General features: G+C 69.9%; 12 protein-coding genes. 9 read left to right on the top strand and 3 right to left on the bottom strand.

Annotation, left to right across the window (positions count from 1 at the left end; genetic code table 11):
- Positions 1–348 precede the first annotated feature (348 nt).
- Entirely contained in the window at positions 349–1,569 is a 1,221-nt protein-coding gene (locus tag BT341_RS20005; protein WP_072477745.1) for a hypothetical protein, read from the bottom strand.
- Positions 1,570–1,719: 150 nt separating this feature from the next.
- Here BT341_RS20005 and BT341_RS20000 point away from each other — a divergent pair, with 150 nt between their 5' ends.
- The 8 genes from BT341_RS20000 to BT341_RS19965 all read left to right on the top strand — a co-directional run bounded on the left by BT341_RS20000 (position 1,720) and on the right by BT341_RS19965 (position 11,590).
- The gene (locus BT341_RS20000; protein ID WP_245805329.1) at positions 1,720–4,815 is read left to right on the top strand and encodes an AfsR/SARP family transcriptional regulator; all 3,096 of its coding nucleotides are present in this window, start codon (positions 1,720–1,722) and stop codon (positions 4,813–4,815) included.
- A gap of 443 nt (positions 4,816–5,258) precedes the next feature.
- The gene (locus tag BT341_RS19995) at positions 5,259–5,762 is read left to right on the top strand and encodes a hypothetical protein (RefSeq protein WP_072477743.1); all 504 of its coding nucleotides are present in this window, start codon (positions 5,259–5,261) and stop codon (positions 5,760–5,762) included.
- 61 nt (positions 5,763–5,823) lie between these two features.
- Positions 5,824–6,729, top strand: coding sequence for a LysR family transcriptional regulator (locus tag BT341_RS19990; RefSeq protein ID WP_072477742.1), 906 nt, complete (start codon positions 5,824–5,826; stop codon positions 6,727–6,729).
- A 109-nt stretch (positions 6,730–6,838) separates the two neighbouring features.
- Positions 6,839–7,987: a CaiB/BaiF CoA transferase family protein gene (locus BT341_RS19985; RefSeq protein ID WP_425426393.1), complete on the top strand. Its 1,149-nt coding sequence runs from the start codon at positions 6,839–6,841 to the stop codon at positions 7,985–7,987.
- A 14-nt stretch (positions 7,988–8,001) separates the two neighbouring features.
- Positions 8,002–8,742 carry a crotonase/enoyl-CoA hydratase family protein gene (locus BT341_RS19980; protein ID WP_072477741.1) on the top strand — a complete coding sequence of 247 codons (741 nt, stop codon included), beginning with the start codon at positions 8,002–8,004 and terminating at the stop codon, positions 8,740–8,742.
- A gap of 1 nt (position 8,743) precedes the next feature.
- Positions 8,744–9,490 (top strand): acetoacetate decarboxylase, encoded by a 747-nt coding sequence (locus tag BT341_RS19975; protein ID WP_072477740.1) that lies wholly within the window; start codon positions 8,744–8,746, stop codon positions 9,488–9,490.
- Complete coding sequence (locus BT341_RS19970; RefSeq protein ID WP_072477739.1) at positions 9,487–10,398, top strand: 3-hydroxyacyl-CoA dehydrogenase NAD-binding domain-containing protein; 912 nt, start codon at positions 9,487–9,489, stop codon at positions 10,396–10,398. The genes BT341_RS19975 and BT341_RS19970 overlap by 4 nt, the downstream gene beginning before the upstream one ends.
- Position 10,399: 1 nt before the next feature.
- The gene (locus BT341_RS19965) at positions 10,400–11,590 is read left to right on the top strand and encodes an acyl-CoA dehydrogenase family protein (protein WP_072477738.1); all 1,191 of its coding nucleotides are present in this window, start codon (positions 10,400–10,402) and stop codon (positions 11,588–11,590) included.
- Positions 11,591–11,594: 4 nt separating this feature from the next.
- On the opposite strand, the gene BT341_RS19960 is transcribed toward BT341_RS19965, so the two are convergent.
- Positions 11,595–12,809 carry an LCP family protein gene (locus BT341_RS19960; RefSeq protein WP_072477737.1) on the bottom strand — a complete coding sequence of 405 codons (1,215 nt, stop codon included), beginning with the start codon at positions 12,807–12,809 and terminating at the stop codon, positions 11,595–11,597.
- A gap of 196 nt (positions 12,810–13,005) precedes the next feature.
- Positions 13,006–13,749, bottom strand: a complete 744-nt coding sequence (dprE2, locus tag BT341_RS19955; RefSeq protein ID WP_072477736.1) for a decaprenylphospho-beta-D-erythro-pentofuranosid-2-ulose 2-reductase — start codon at positions 13,747–13,749, stop codon at positions 13,006–13,008.
- Between the two features lie 72 nt (positions 13,750–13,821).
- Between dprE2 and BT341_RS19950 the strand changes: the two genes are divergently transcribed.
- A complete protein-coding gene (locus BT341_RS19950) occupies positions 13,822–14,799 on the top strand; it encodes an RNA polymerase subunit sigma-70 (RefSeq protein WP_072477735.1) in 978 nt (325 codons plus the stop codon).
- The last annotated feature ends 47 nt before the right edge of the window (positions 14,800–14,846 follow it).

The following is a 14,846-nucleotide window of genomic DNA, read 5'->3' as shown; positions in this document are numbered from 1 at the left end:
GCCAGGGCGCTGGTGCCGACGGTTGCCGCCACCAGCGCCGGACCTCCGTGCCGCACATTCCGGCGGCGCAACCGGCCGGAAAGGCGCATATCGCAGCCTCGGCTCCCGGGTATTCCTCCAACGCCTTGCCGATCAGCTCGTCCGCGTGGATCGGCGACACGGCGTCCAGGCAGCACAGGACGTCACCGCAGCACTCCCACTCCCGAGGGGCCTGGCCAACCGCGACGACCAGGAGATCGGCCGTTGTCCGGTTGCGCTGTTGGAGCCGGACCCAGACGACACCATGTACATCCGGCTGGGCGCGCACGGTGAGGGTCAGGACGTCCCCAGGTACCGTTCCGCGAGTCGTCATGGCCACACTCCGCAGGGCACGGGCGCGGGCAGAACGGCGGGCTCCGCCCTCCCCCGCGGTTCACCGAGTTCCATCAGCCGGTACATCGCTCTCCGCAGCGCGGCGGCCGCTCCTCCCGGCCGGGAGGAAACCGCGGCGGAAACCACCGGCGTGAGCCGATCTCGCGCGTCGAGCGCCAGGTTTTCCTGCTCGGCCAGCGGGCGGTCGTTTCTGAGTGCGGGAGCGTGCCGGCGGACGAGGTCCGCGAGGCTACCTTCCCGCAGGCCGGGCCCGGGGTGCGCGGCGAGGGTGATCGGGCAGCCGATGGCAGCCGCGTACGCGGTGGTCGACCCGTGGTCACCGATCACCCAGTCCGAGGCGATCATCGTGGCCTGCCAGCCGGACTCCGGTGGAATCAGCAGCAGCCCGTCGCGCACGCAGTCGGACAGCCAGGCTGTCACCTGACGCCGGCCGTGCACCGCCCAGACGTTGGGGTGCAGCACCGCGGCGACGGCGTAGCGAGTCGGCGGCAGGGCGTCGAGGACCGCACGAGCGAGCTTCGGCAGTTGCCCGAACGACGAATCGGTGGACCACGTCGAGCTGAGGGTGACCAGTCGCCGTCCCGGTGCGACGCCCAGACGGTCGCGGTATCGCTCGCGAAGGAACGCACTGGCCCGCATCCGGTCGAGGCAGATGTCTCCGGTGACCACCGCGAAGGGAACGACCTCGGGGCACAGGCTGCGCACGTTCTCCAGTTCGGCGTCGGTGTTGAGCGCGAGGACCGAAGGCAGGATGCGGCCGCGATAGACGAGCAGCTCGCGATCGAGGCCGGTCGCCGGGATGGTCGCCGCGCCTGCCTTCCTGCTGTAGCGGTGCGACTTGGCGGTGCCCGCCCCGTGACCGATCAGCAGGATCCGCCCACGCAGCTCTTCGAGGTGGCGATGGCTGGCGGCCAAGACGAGATCGAAGCGATGCTGCAGAACCTGGTGCCAGGGCAGCACCAGGCCGTGCTGGGCGCGGACGAACTCCTCGACACCATGCCAGCTGTCGTGGGTCTGCGGCACGGTGAACACCGTCTGCACCCGGTGATCGGTCTCCAGGAGCGGCACCACGTCGAGCAACCGCGTCCCCGCGGTCACCGTCGGCACCACCACCAACGCCGTCCGGCAGGCAGGCCGAGTGACCCGCAAGTCAGCGCCCGCGCCGATCGGCCCACGAATCCATCGGTCCATCTCCACGCACCCTCCCGTATTCGTCATGCATTGACGGAAGCCAGCGTGCAATGCGCTCCGGACAAGCCACTTCCGCGTCCTGGACAAAACACTGACAATGGATCACCACCGTTCCGGCAATTCTGTCCAGCCGTTCCGACCTGGCCTTATGACGAGATGAGTGCGAAAATCAATCGCGACGAAGCGGGGGTGAACGCTTCTGCGGAGAGGGGAAGCGGGATGGACATCACGTTCGGAATTCTCGGGCAAACAACGGTGCGCATGCACGGGAATATGACCGTGAAATGGTCTCATCGCCGCGAGCGCAACGTCCTGGCCGCCCTGCTGACCCAGCCGGGCAAGCGCATGTCGATCGACTCGCTGGTCGCCTGGGCGTGGAACCCCGACGAAGAACGGCCACAGGCGCCGAAAGGTGCGCTGTACAAGTGCGCCGCCAGGATCCGGCACGCGCTGGAAACCGCCGGCGCGCCGGCGGAGATGATAGCGAGCAACGGCGGTTACCGCCTCGAGGTTGCCCCGGACGTGATCGACTACCAGGTCTTCCGCCGGACGATGCACGACGCGCACACGCTGAGCGATGCCGGCGATCACCAGGGAGCCTGCGAAGCCGCGCACGCCTCGCTCGCCCTCTGGCGAGAAGAACCGCTGGCCGGAATCACCTCGCCGCCCGCCGAAACCTGGCGGAGCTCGGTGATGGACAACGACTGGATGCCGGCCAACACATTTCTGCTCGCCGAGTTGCTTGCCGTCGGCAAGCCGGCGGAAGCACTCAGGCAACTCGACGAGCTCGGCAACGACTATTCGGCGGAGCTGTGGTTCGCGAAGCTCCGGTTGCAGGCGCTGACCGGTCTCGGCCGCTACCGGACACGGGACGAGTACTTCCTCGAGATGTACCGGAAGTTCCGGCAGGACCACGACGGGGAGGCGGCAGACGACCTGCGGGCGCTAAACGAGCACCTCCGCGCGCCGGAGCGGCTCGTGCCCGACAGGAGCGACGACCTCGAAACCGCGCTGGCCCGCCAGCACGATGCCCCCACCCCACTGCGCGAATTGCCTCGCGACGTCGGGCACTTCACCGGCCGGACCGAGGTGCTCGCCGAACTGGACGCCGCGATCAGCCCGTCCCCGACGTCGTTCGTCCCCGCCCTGGTCACGCTGACCGGCCCGCCGGGGGTCGGGAAGACCAGCACCGCCGTCCGGTGGGCCCACCGGACGGTCGATCGCTTCCCGGGTGGAGTCGCTCTGATCGACCTCCACGGGGTGGGGCCCGCTCCGCGGGTAGAACCCGCCCAAGTCGTCGACACCCTCCTGGCGGCCCTGGGTTACCCGGTCGACCGCATCGTCGGCACGGCCGTGCGGGCCACCCGGCTGCGCGGGCTCCTGCGCGAGCACCCCATGCTGGTCGTCCTGGACAATGCCCACGACACCGCGCACATCGAACCGCTCCTGCGCGTGCTGGTGGACTGTGCGGTCATCGTCACGTCGCGGCAGCGCCTGACCCAGCTCGCTCGCCGGCACCACTGTCCCGTGATCACGCTGGCACCGTTGTCGCCCGATGCTTCCGTGGAGCTCCTCAGCCAGCGCCTCGGTACGCGGCTGGACCGCGAGCCCAGTGCGCTCCGTAACCTCGCCGGGCTGTGTGGAGGCATCCCCCTCGCCCTGACGATCGTCGCCGAGCGAGCGGCCACACGGGCGGGCAGCCGCCTCCGCACGCTGGTCGACCAGCTGCGGGACCCTGCCCTGCTGCTGTCCATCGGCGACGACGGAGACGGCGAAGCGAGCAACCTGCTCTCGGCGTTTTCGTGGTCCTACCACGGTCTCGACCCTTCGGTGCAGGAGACATTCCGCCTCTTCGGGCTGCACCCCGGCGTGGAGGTGGGAGCGGAGGTCCTCGCCGCGGCGGCGGGCGTCGACGTCGCCGCAGGGCGCCGGGCACTCGATGTCCTGGTGGCCGCACACCTCGTCCAGCAGCCGAACGACGGGGACCGGTACCGCATCCACGACCTCTTCCACCACTTCGCCCGGACGCTGGTCACTTCGGGCCTGCAAGCCGACCGCGCTCGCCTGCGGATGGCCTCCTACTACCTGCACACTGCACACAACGCCAACCGGGTCGTATACCCACACCGGCTCATGCCACCGATGCCGCCGGTCGAGCCGGGATGCACACCGACCCGGTTCACCGATCCGATCGGCGCCATCCGCTGGTGCCTACGCGAACGGGCGAACCTCAACGCCATGTGCTCGTACGCCGCCGACCACGGACTGCATTCGTATGCTTGGCGGCTGCCGCACGTCACCGGCGGCATCTTGAACCGGTTCGGGTTCTACGACGACATAATGGCGGGCCTGTCACTGGCCGCGCGCTCGGCAGCGGCACTGGGCGACCACACCGCGGAAGCCGCCACCCTGAACGATCTGGGCTACGTCAGCCTTCTCGCGGGGCACGACGCGGCGGGCGAAGCCTACCTGGCACAGGCTCTCGACCTCGTGACCGCCCACGACAACCCGGTGGGGAGGTTGACCGTCCGGCTCAACATGGCTCGGTGCAGCCGCCACGCCGGGCGACTGGCCGAGGCGGCGCAGCTCTACGAACGCTGCCTCGAAGAAGCCCGAGCCACCGGCAACGCCGAGCGCCAGGCGACGGCCAGCCACGAACTCGGCAAGACACTTGTCGAGCTCGGCCGTGGCCGGCACGCGCTGCACCACTTCCACCGGGCCCTGCACCTGCGCACACTGATCGGCGACGACGCCGGACAGCTCGCCACCCACACCGAGCTCACCGATCTCCATCGGCAGCTGGGCGAGTTCGCGGCGGCCCACACACAGTGCGGGCACGCCCTACGGCTCTCGACGTTCGTCCGTGACTTGGTCGCCACTATGAAGCTCTACTCGGTGCGCGCCCACCTCGCGTCCGACGAAGGATGCCACGACGAAGCGCTCACCTTCGCCCGGGACGCCGTCGATCTTGCCTCACGAGCACACACCGCGACTGCCGAAGCGCGCGCGCTCACGTCGCTCGGGCACGTCCTGTCCGGTTGCGGAGAAATCCGCGAGGCCAGGGTCACGTGGCAACGTGCCGCCGACCTCTACCGCGACCGCCGCCGCAAGGCGAAAGCCGAACGGATCGAGCGGCTCCTAGACGAGGCCCCGTCCGTGCCGGAGATCCCCGAAGCTCGGATTTCCGATGAGGACACCGAGTCGCTTCCCGCGCCGTTGCCGACGGCCCGACGGAACCACCGGAACGGGTGATCCCTCGGTCTCGCCAAACCCACTCTTTTCCTTCCGAGAGCCATCTTCGCAGGTAGCCCGCGCGCGCCAGCTCACCCGTTCGCGCGACGGATGATGGTTGGTGCAGTCCACTCGTCGCAGGGCTTGCGTTCGCGCGGAGCAAGGGCATAGCCTCCGCGGCAGCCGGGGCAATCCCGAGTGTCGCGCGTCAGGTTGCGCGCTCGCCGGTGATCACCCGGGCGTACTTCACCCCGAAAGAAAGGTTCAAGGCTCGAAGGTGAACGACCTGACGCATGCCGTGTGCACTCGGCCGCAAATTCCTGGCGCAGAGAACGCGTCCCTCGGCTGGTGGTGGTGCGCTTGGTGGTGGTGCTGAGCCACAGCGAGCAGATGCCCGGCGCAAGCCGGGCATCTCTCCCCTCTTCGCGGATTCCGGGGCCGAGACGGCCGGATATGGTCGCGGCATGAACTCGACGACGCCCTGGTGGGGTAGTGGGATGTTCGCCCTGGCCACCGGCCTGCTGACCGCCCTCACGGCCGCGCTGGCCACGACACTTCCCAAGCGGGCTGAGCGCAGGATCGAGCACCGGAGGCTTTCCCGCGAGCACAAGGAAAAGCTGTACCCCGAGTTCATCGGCTGCGCCTACGAGATCGTGACCGCGGCCCTCTGGGAATCGACATCAGAGGTGCGGCGCCGGCTGCTCGATCGCCTTGTCGGCCGAAGTCACCAGGTCGCCTTCTTCGCCCCGGAGGCCACCGGACAAGCGGTGTCCCAGGTGGTCCGGGCCGCCACCGAGCTCACCGAACTCGCCGCCGAGATCCAGGCGGCGAGCAAACCCGGCCACCAAGGCGCAGTCGACCAGCGTTTTGCTCCGCGGTACGAGAAAGCCAAGGAGAGCTTGCGCACGGCCGTCGCCGAATTCACCGAAACCGGCCGGAGAGACCTGGAAATCGCCGGCGCCCGGTGAGTCCGGCCCTCGGCGACCACGCACCGCGCGAGCCGCCACGGCAGGGTCGTAGGGTCGGGGCATGGAGATGCTGCACCTGCGCTACTTCGTCGCGGTCGCCGAGGAACTCAACTTCTCCGCCGCCGCCCGGAAGCTGCACATGGCCGCTTCTCCGCTCTCACAGCGGATCAAGGATCTCGAACACGAACTCGGGCAGCAGCTGTTCGACCGCAGCACCCACCACGTCACCCTCACGCCCGCCGGGGAAGCCCTGCTGCCGCTCGCGCGGGATGTTCTCGAGCGGGTCGGCGCCATTCCGTGGAAGCTCGCCGAGGCCACCGCGCCGCGGCGGAGCACCCTTTTCCTCGGCATGCCCGCCGGGGTGCACCCCGATCTGCGGGACCGCGTGAACGCCCTCGCCGAGCGGGTCGGCGCGCGGTACGAGCTCAAGCGCTGGCCCGGCACCACCGCCGATCTCGTGCAGGGCGTCCACGAGGGCAAGCTCGCGCTCACCCTCGCCCGGCTGCCGGTCACCGATCCCGCGCTCGCGCAGCTGCCGGTGATGTCCGAACGGCTCGGTGCGGTCGTGCCGGCCGAGCAGTTCGCCGGCCGGGACTCCGTCTCGCTCGCCGAGCTGGCGGAATTCCCCTACGTCGCCCCGCCGGGTGAAATCACTCCCGCCTATTTCGACCAGCTCGACCACCAATTGCACGAACTCGGTGTCCGGAAACGCATCCGGCTGAGCAACACCGGCTACGGCGGGACATCGGAAGTCATTTCCAGCGGCGAGGCGTTCTCCATTTCCATGCTCGACGAGCGGAGCCCGATGCACGGCTACCGGCTCGACAACGTCATCGTGCTGCCCTTCACCGACTTCCGCCCCCAGCTGGACACCGGCCTGCTCTGGCGGCACGACCGCGCCGACGGTGACCTGCGCGGGCTCGTCGCCGCCGCGAAAGAGATCTTCGCCGAGCCGATCACCACCTGAAACAATGGTATGACCGCGGTGGTCATACCATTGTTCGTATCATGATCATTCCCTTTCCGTGCCCGCGCGCCTAACGTCGGAGACGAAGGAACAAGGGGCGAAAGGACGAATGATGACGGACATCACCGGGCCGCTGGACGGCGTGCGCGTGATCGACCTCTCGACCGTGGTCATGGGCCCGTACGCGGCTCAGATCCTCGGCGACCTCGGCGCCGACGTGATCAAGATCGAGTCGCCCGCGGACACCGTCCGCGTGGGCAGCTACCGCACCACGCCGGGCATGACCGCGCTGAACCTCAACGTCAACCGCAACAAGCGCAGCGTGGCCCTGAACCTCAAGGACGAAGCCGAGCGCGAGCAGGCGCTCAAGCTGATCGACACCGCCGACGTGCTGATCACCAACATGCGCCCCGGCGCGCTGAGCCGCCTCGGGCTGGACTACGCCGACGTCGCCGAGCGCAACCCGCGCCTGGTCTACGCCCACGCCCAGGGCTTCCGCGGCGACTCCGACCGCGCCGGGCACGCCGCCTACGACGAGACCGTGCAGGCCTCCTCCGGCCTGGTCGACGTGGCCAACCGCGCGCTCGGCGAGCCGGTCTACCTGCCGACGATCATCGGCGACAAGGTGTCGTCGCTGACCATCGCCTACAGCGTGCTCGCCGCGCTGGTCCACCGCGACCGCACCGGGCAGGGCCAGCGGGTCGAGATCCCGATGACCGACACGCTGATCGCGTTCAACCTGGTCGAGCACCTCGCCGGGCACACCTACGAGCCGGCGGAGGGTCCCACCGGGTTCGCGCTGTCGATGACGAAGGGCCACGCCGCGGTCCGCACCAAGGACGGCCTCGCCTGCGTGATCCCGTACAACCCGCAGAACTTCCGCGACTTCTTCGCGGCGGCCGGGCGCCCGGACCTCGCCGGTGACCCGCGCGTCAACGGCGAAGCCATCGACCGTGCCGACAACGAGTGGCTGAGCGCGCAGATCGCGGCCTGCGCGCCGGCGTTGACCACCGCCGAATGGGCCGAGGTGTGCGCGAAGCACAGCATCCCGATGGCCCCGGTGCTGGAACTCGACAAAGCCCACGAGGACCCGTACGTCCGCGACGGCCACCTGCTCGACACCGTCGAGCACCCCAGCGAGGGCGCGATCCGCACGATCGGCATCCCGGTGAAGTTCTCCGCGACGCCCGGGTCGATCCGCCGCCTGGCCCCGGTGGCCGGGCAGGACACCGCCGAAGTCCTCGCCGAACTGAACTGAAAGAAGCACCGACGATGGAAGTACGCACCGAACGGATCGGCAGCACCCTGCTGATCACCATCGACCGGCCGCGGGCCCGCAACGCGGTCAACGCCGCCGTCGCGGCCGGGCTGGCCGCCGCCCTGGACGAGCTGGAAACCGATCCCGCGCTCCGGGCGGGCGTCCTCACCGGCGCCGACAACACCTTCAGCGCCGGGATGGACCTCAAGGCGGCGCTCGAGGGCGAGTCGCCGGAGATCCCGGGCCGCGGGTTCGGCGGCCTGACCGAGGCGCAGCTGGCCAAGCCCCTCATCGCCGCCGTCGAAGGGTTCGCGATGGGCGGCGGGTTCGAACTCGCGCTCGGCTGCGACCTGATCGTGGCCGGCGAAACCGCGCGGTTCGGCCTGCCCGAGGTCAAACGCGGCCTGATCGCCGCGGGCGGCGGCGTCGTCCGGCTGCCGAAGCGGATCCCGCACCACCTGGCGATGGAAATCCTGCTCACCGGCGAGCCGGTGACCGGGCGCCGCGCGGGCGAGCTGGGCCTGGTCAACCGCGTGACGCCGGACGGCGACGCCGCCGCGGTCGCGCTCCAGCTGGCCGAGAAGCTGGCGGAGAACGCGCCGCTCGCGCTGGCCGCCGTCAAGAAGGTCGTGCGCGCCGCGGATCCCGCGGCCGCGCAACGCGAAGAGATCAAGAAACTGATGCAGTCCAAGGACGTCCGCGAGGGCATGACCGCCTTCGCCGAGCGCCGCGCCCCGCGATGGACGGGTGAGTGACATGAAGATCGACGAAGTCCGCAGGCACGTGACCACTCCGCTGACCGCACCGGCGTTCGCGCCGGTGGTGCCGAGGTTCACCGACCGCGAGTACCTGAACATCGTCTACCGCACCGACGCCGACGCGCTGCGCGCGGTCGTCCCGGAGCCGCTGCGGGTCGGCGAACCCTTGGTGCGCTTCGAAGTCATGAAGATGGGCGACGTCTCCGGCTACGGTCCCTACACCGAGTCCGGCCAGGCGATCGAGGTCAGCTTCGACGGCGAGCGCGGCGAGTACCTGCACGCGATGTACCTCGACAACTTCCCGGCGACGGCTTCCGGGCGCGAAATCAGCGCGTACCCGAAGGCGGCCGGATCGCCGAGTCTGTATGTCGACAACGGCGTCCTGGTGGGCACCCTGGACTACGGCACGCTCCGGGTCGCGACCGCGACCATGGGCTACAAGCACCACGAGCTGGACGCGCGGGAAGCGGAACGGCAGATCACCGTCCCGACGTTCATGCTCAAGACGATTCCCGGCTACGACGGCACGCCGCGGGTGCAGGAGCTGGTCCGCACCGAGATCACCGACGTCGTCGTCAAGGAGGCCTACACGGGCCCCGCGCGGCTGCAGCTGTTCCAGCACGTCCTGGCCCCCTTGGCGGACCTGCCGGTGCTGGAGGTCGTCTCCGCGAGCCACATCCGCACCGACCTGACGCTCGCCCCGGTCAAGCCGGTCTTCGACTACCTGAAGGGAGCGCGGTCATGACGTTCCGCACCGCGGCGGTGATCGGCGCCGGCACGATCGGCCTGTCCTGGACGGCGCTGTTCGCCCGGCACGGCCTGACCGTGCGGGTCACCGACCCGCGCCCGGACCTCGCCGACGCCGTCGACGAAGCACTGAAGACCTTCGCCCCGCACCTCGGCACCACCGCCGGGGAGCTGGCCGGCCGCGTGCACATCGCCGCCGACGTCAGCGAAGCCGTGCGGGACGCGGATGTCGTGCAGGAGAACGGGCCCGAGAACGTCGAGTTCAAGAAGGACCTCTTCAAGCAGCTCGTCGAGCAGGCCCCGGAGCACGCCCTGCTGCTGAGCTCGTCGAGCGCCATCCCCTCGACCGCCTTCACCGGCGAGATCGACGGCAGCCGGGTCCTCATCGGACACCCGTTCAACCCGCCGCACCTGATCCCGCTGGTCGAGGTCGTCCCCGGCGAGCGCACCGCCGAAGAAAGCGTTCAGTCCGCTGTGGACTTCTACACCTCCCTCGGCCGGACGCCGGTCGTGGAACGCAAGGAGATGCCCGGGTTCGTCGGCAACCGGCTGCAGAACGCCCTGAACCGCGAAGCGATCTACCTGGTGGAGCAGGGCGTGGTGACACCGGCCGAGCTGGACACCATCCTGACGAGTTCGCTCGGCATCCGGTGGGCCACGGTCGGGCCGTTCCTCGGGTCGCATCTGGGCGGCGGCCCCGGCGGCTACCGCCACATGGCCGAGCACATCGGCAAGTCCATGAAGCGGATGTGGGCCGGGCTGGGCAATCCGAGCCAGAGCCCCGAAGAGCAGGAACGACTCATCGAAGCCGTCGAAAAGGCTTACGGCTCCGCCACGTACTCGGAACTGGCCGAGACGCGCGACCGCAAGCAACTGGCCGTCCTGGCCGCATTGGAGGAGGACTGAGATGGAACCGCTGACCGACAAGCTCACCGCCGACTTCTACGGTTTCGAGGCGCTGCTGCCCGACGACGAGCGCAAGCTGCTGGTCAAGGCGCGCGAGTTCATGACCCGCGACGTCAAGCCGCTGGTGAACGAGAACTGGGAAGCCGGGACGTTCCCGAAGGAACTGATCGGCATGTTCCGCGGTTCCGGTCTCGCCGGCCTGCCCTACGAGGGCTACGGCGAGCACAAGCCCGCCGTCAGCCACCTGCTGTCGGGCATGATGGCGATGGAGATGAGCCGCACCGACGCGTCCGTCGCGACGTTCTTCGGTGTCCACAACGGACTCGCGATGTACTCGATCTACAGCGGCGGCAGCCGGGAGCAGCGTGACCGCTGGCTTCCCGAGCTGGCCGCGATGGACAAGATCGGCGCGTTCGCGATGACCGAGCCCCTGGGTGGCTCGGACGTCGCGGGTGGCATGCGGACCACCGCGGAGCGTCACGGCGACACGTGGGTCCTCAACGGCGCCAAGAAGTGGATCGGCAACGCGACCTTCGCCGACTACGTCGTGGTGTGGGCTCGTGACCTCGGCGACAACCACGTCAAGGGGTTCGTCGTCGAGAAGGGCACGCCGGGTTTCGTGCCCGAGAAGATCCAGGGCAAGACCGCGTTCCGGATCGTCGAGAACGCCGAGATCACCCTGACCGAGGTCCGGGTGCCGGAGGCGAACCGGCTGCAGGGCATCAACTCCTTCCGGGACGTCGCCGAGATCCTGCGCGCCACCCGCGGCGGCGTCGCGTGGCAGGCGCTGGGCGTCATGATCGGCGCCTACGAAGCCGCGCTGGCCTACGCGCAGGAGCGCACGCAGTTCGGGCGGCCGATCGCGAAGTTCCAGCTGGTGCAGGACCTGCTCGTGAAGAGCCTCGGCAACATCACCGCGTCGTGGGGCATGCTGGTGCAGCTGGCCCGGCTGCAGGACGCGGGGATCTTCAAGGACGAGCACTCGTCGCTGGCCAAGGCGTTCGTCACATCGCGGATGCGCGAGGTCGTCGCCTGGAGCCGGGAGATCTTCGGTGGCAACGGGATCGTGCTCGGCTACGACGTCGCGCGGTTCTTCGCCGACGCCGAGGCGATCTACTCCTTCGAGGGCACGCGCGAGATGAACACGCTGATCGTCGGCAAGGCGATCACGGGACAGTCCGCGTTCGTGTGAATCGCTAGTTGACGCAGCCGGCGGCCGTGGTGGTCGCCGGCTGTTGCGTCGGCGAGGCCGGGGCCGAGGCGGGTGTCGGCGTCGCGGTCGCCGCGACCGGCTTCACGCCGCCGGTGGTGTCGTTGCCCGAGGCCCGCACCGCCGGCATGCTGATCGCCGTGCGGACGAACTGCTGGACCTGCGCCGGGTCGACCTTCACCGCGTCACCGTCGGACGGCGTCGGCAGCGACAGGCTCTGCACCGGGATCGTGGCGAACGCGATCGCGCCCGAGCTCATCCCCCGCAGCTGCTGCGCGAAGCTGAGCACGTCCCAGCCCCGGTCCAGCACCACCGAGCCCTGCACCGCGCTGACCAGCGCCGTCAGCTTCGACGGGTCGGCGAAGGTACCCGCGCTCAGCACCTTTTTCGCCATGCCGGACAGGAACGCCTGCTGCCGCGCGATCCGGTCGAGGTCGCCGTTGGCCAGGCCGTGGCGCTGGCGGACGAACGCGAGCGCCTGCGGCCCGGACAGCGTCTGCGGCCCGGCCGGGAAGTCGGCGCCGGAGTAGCTGTCGTGCACGGGCGCCTTGAGGCAGACCTCGACGCCGCCGACGGCCTGCGACAGCGCGTCGAAGCCCGCGAGGTTGATGGCCGCGTAGTGGTTGATCGTCAGCCCGGTGAACTTCTCCACGGTCCGGATCGCGAGCCGGGCACCCGCTTCGTTCGCCGCCACCTCCAGCTGCGCGCCGGCGAGCCCCTGGGCGCGCAACCCGGACATCGCGGCGTTCTTGCCGCGGCTGTACGCGGAGTTGATCTTGTGCTTGCCGAACCCGTCCGCGATGTCCACATAGGAATCACGCGGGATGGAGATCGCGGTGGCCGCCGCGCCGCCCGCCGGGATGTGGACCACGATCATCGTGTCCGTGGTGTCGCCGCCGTCTTCGCCGCCTCCGGCGTGCAACGCGTCGAGCACGTTCTGTGGCAACGCGTTGCCGTACGCGTCGGTCCGCGCGTCGATCCCGACGAGCAGGATGTTCTGGGCGGCCTTCAGCGGCTCGCCGGGCGCGGTGTCCTCGGCGCCGACCTGCGAGGAGGGCGGGATGACGTCGGCGGTCACCAGGCCGTCGTCCAGTTTGCTCAGCTGCGACCAGGCGTACCCGGTGGCGCCGAGCACCAGCGCCGACACGACGCCGAGCGCGACCCGCCCGCCGATGCGACGCCCCCGGGACGACAGCAGCACGACACTTCCCCTTGCTTCCCTCTGGTTCACCTCCTTCGAGGATCACCGCGTTAGCTGGGAATCAGCTGAGAAAGTTGTCGGAAAGCTGTGACGCCAGCCGATCGGCCGAGCGGATCGGCGCGTTTCGCGACGGACCGTGCCGGACTGCGCACGCGCAAGTGCTGTGGTTGCGGCCACAGCAGTTCCGGCTACCGCGTCACCGGGGCAGTTTGCGCCAGATCGCGCGCGGCAGCAGGCGCATGGCGAAGAAGACCGGACGGAGTACGCCGGGCACCCAGACGACCCCGCGACGGCGGCGCAGCGCGGCGACCGTCGCGTCGGCCACTTCGTCCGGCGTGCTCGAGAACGGCGCGGGAGTCATGCCCTCGGTCATCCGCCCGATCACGAAGCCGGGGCGGACCAGCAGGAGGTGGACACCGGTGCCGTGCAATGCGTCGGCGAGGCCGCTCGCGAAGCCGTCGAGACCGGCCTTGGCGGAGCCGTAGACGTAGTTGGCGCGGCGCACGCGGACGCCGGCGACGGAGGAGAAGACGACCAGGCTGCCGTGCCCCTGGGCGCGCAGCAGGTTCGCGGCGTGGGTCAGGACGCCGACCTGGGCGACGTAGTCGGTGTGCACGATGGCGGCGGCGTGGGCGGCGTCCCGCTCGGCCCGGCCCTGGTCGCCGAGGATGCCGAAGGCGAGGACGACGACGTCGAGCGGCCCGTGGGCGGCGGCGATCCGGTCGAGGAAAGGGCCGTGCGAGGCGAGGTCGTCGGCGTCGAAATCGGCGGTTTCGACGGTTTCGGCACCGGCTTCGCGAAGCGTGGTGACGGCGGCACCGAGGTCGGCGCCCGGCCGCGCGGCCAGCACGAACCGCCGGGTCGTGTCGCTGACGAGGCGTTTCGCCACGGCCAGCCCGATCTCACTGCGTCCGCCGAGCACCAGCACGGTTCCACTCACGGCAGCAGTCTCCCAGGCGCCGGGCCGGGGAGGCTCCCGGGCTCGCGTTCCCGCGTGCGCTAGCGTGCCCGGGTGGGGCACATACCGGACTTCGAAGCGCTGGTCGAGCGGCACCGGCGGGAAATCCAGGTGCACTGCTACCGCATGCTGGGCTCGCTCACCGAGGCCGAAGACCTCACCCAGGAAACCTTTCTCCGCGCGTGGAAGGCCCGCGACCGCTTCGAAGGCCGCGCCGGTGTGCGGACGTGGCTGTACCGGATCGCCACCAACGCCTGCCTCGACGTGCTCGCCCGGCGGCCGCGGCGGGTGCTGCCCGATCAGCTCGGGCCGTCCGGGCAGCCCGCCGGGCCGCTGGAAGCCGCCGATCTGCCGTGGCTCGAGCCGTACCCGGACCGGCTGCTCGACGTTCCCGGGCCCGACGCGGCCGTCGTCGAGCGCGAAACCATCGAACTCGCCTACCTCGCCGCCCTCCAGTACCTGCCGCCGCGGCAGCGGGCCGCGCTCGTGCTGCGGGACGTGCTGGGGTGGTCCGCCAAGGACACCGCGGGCCTGCTCGAGACGAGCGTCGCGTCGGCGAACAGTGCGCTCCAGCGGGCCCGCGCGACCCTGCGTGAACGACTGCCCGCGCACCGTACCGAGTGGACAGTGGGCGACCCGACCGCCGAGGAAGCCGCGCTGCTCAAGCGATTCGTCGCCGCCTACGAGGCGGGTGACCACCGAGCCGTCGCGCGGCTGCTCCACGAAGACGCCCAAGCCGTCATGCCGCCCTACACCTTGTGGTTCGGCAGCCGTGACGCCATCGTGGCGGCACTCGCGCTGTCCCTGGATCCCGGGTCGCCGCACTGCGTCGGGCGGTTCCGGATGCGTGCGACACGCGCCAACCGCCAGCCCGCGGTCGCGACCTACCTGCGACGCCCCGGCGAAGACGCGTACCGGTGGTTCGGGGTGAGCCTGCTCACCGTCGAAGACGGGCTGGTCACGGCGATGGCCGCGTTCGAATCCGCCTCCGCCGCGGCGTGGGATCTGCCGGAGACCTGGCCCGGCGATTGAGCACGCCGGGAATACCGGCGCACGGTGAAAAAAGCCCGGGCAGGTGA

The sequence above is a fragment of the Amycolatopsis australiensis genome (assembly GCF_900119165.1).
Classification (GTDB): Bacteria; Actinomycetota; Actinomycetes; order Mycobacteriales; family Pseudonocardiaceae; genus Amycolatopsis; species Amycolatopsis australiensis.
The sequence above is the reverse complement of the archived record's forward strand: the minus strand, read 5'-3'. Positions and strand labels throughout refer to the sequence as shown.

Excerpts from the sequence above, each read along its gene's own strand:
- BT341_RS20000 (WP_245805329.1), top strand. The coding sequence starts at position 1,720 with ATGAGTGCGAAAATCAATCGCGACGAAGCGGGGGTGAACGCTTCTGCG.
- BT341_RS19995 (WP_072477743.1), top strand. The coding sequence starts at position 5,259 with ATGAACTCGACGACGCCCTGGTGGGGTAGTGGGATGTTCGCCCTGGCC.
- BT341_RS19990 (WP_072477742.1), top strand. The coding sequence starts at position 5,824 with ATGGAGATGCTGCACCTGCGCTACTTCGTCGCGGTCGCCGAGGAACTC.
- BT341_RS19985 (WP_425426393.1), top strand. The coding sequence starts at position 6,839 with ATGATGACGGACATCACCGGGCCGCTGGACGGCGTGCGCGTGATCGAC.
- BT341_RS19980 (WP_072477741.1), top strand. The coding sequence starts at position 8,002 with ATGGAAGTACGCACCGAACGGATCGGCAGCACCCTGCTGATCACCATC.
- BT341_RS19975 (WP_072477740.1), top strand. The coding sequence starts at position 8,744 with ATGAAGATCGACGAAGTCCGCAGGCACGTGACCACTCCGCTGACCGCA.
- BT341_RS19970 (WP_072477739.1), top strand. The coding sequence starts at position 9,487 with ATGACGTTCCGCACCGCGGCGGTGATCGGCGCCGGCACGATCGGCCTG.
- BT341_RS19965 (WP_072477738.1), top strand. The coding sequence starts at position 10,400 with ATGGAACCGCTGACCGACAAGCTCACCGCCGACTTCTACGGTTTCGAG.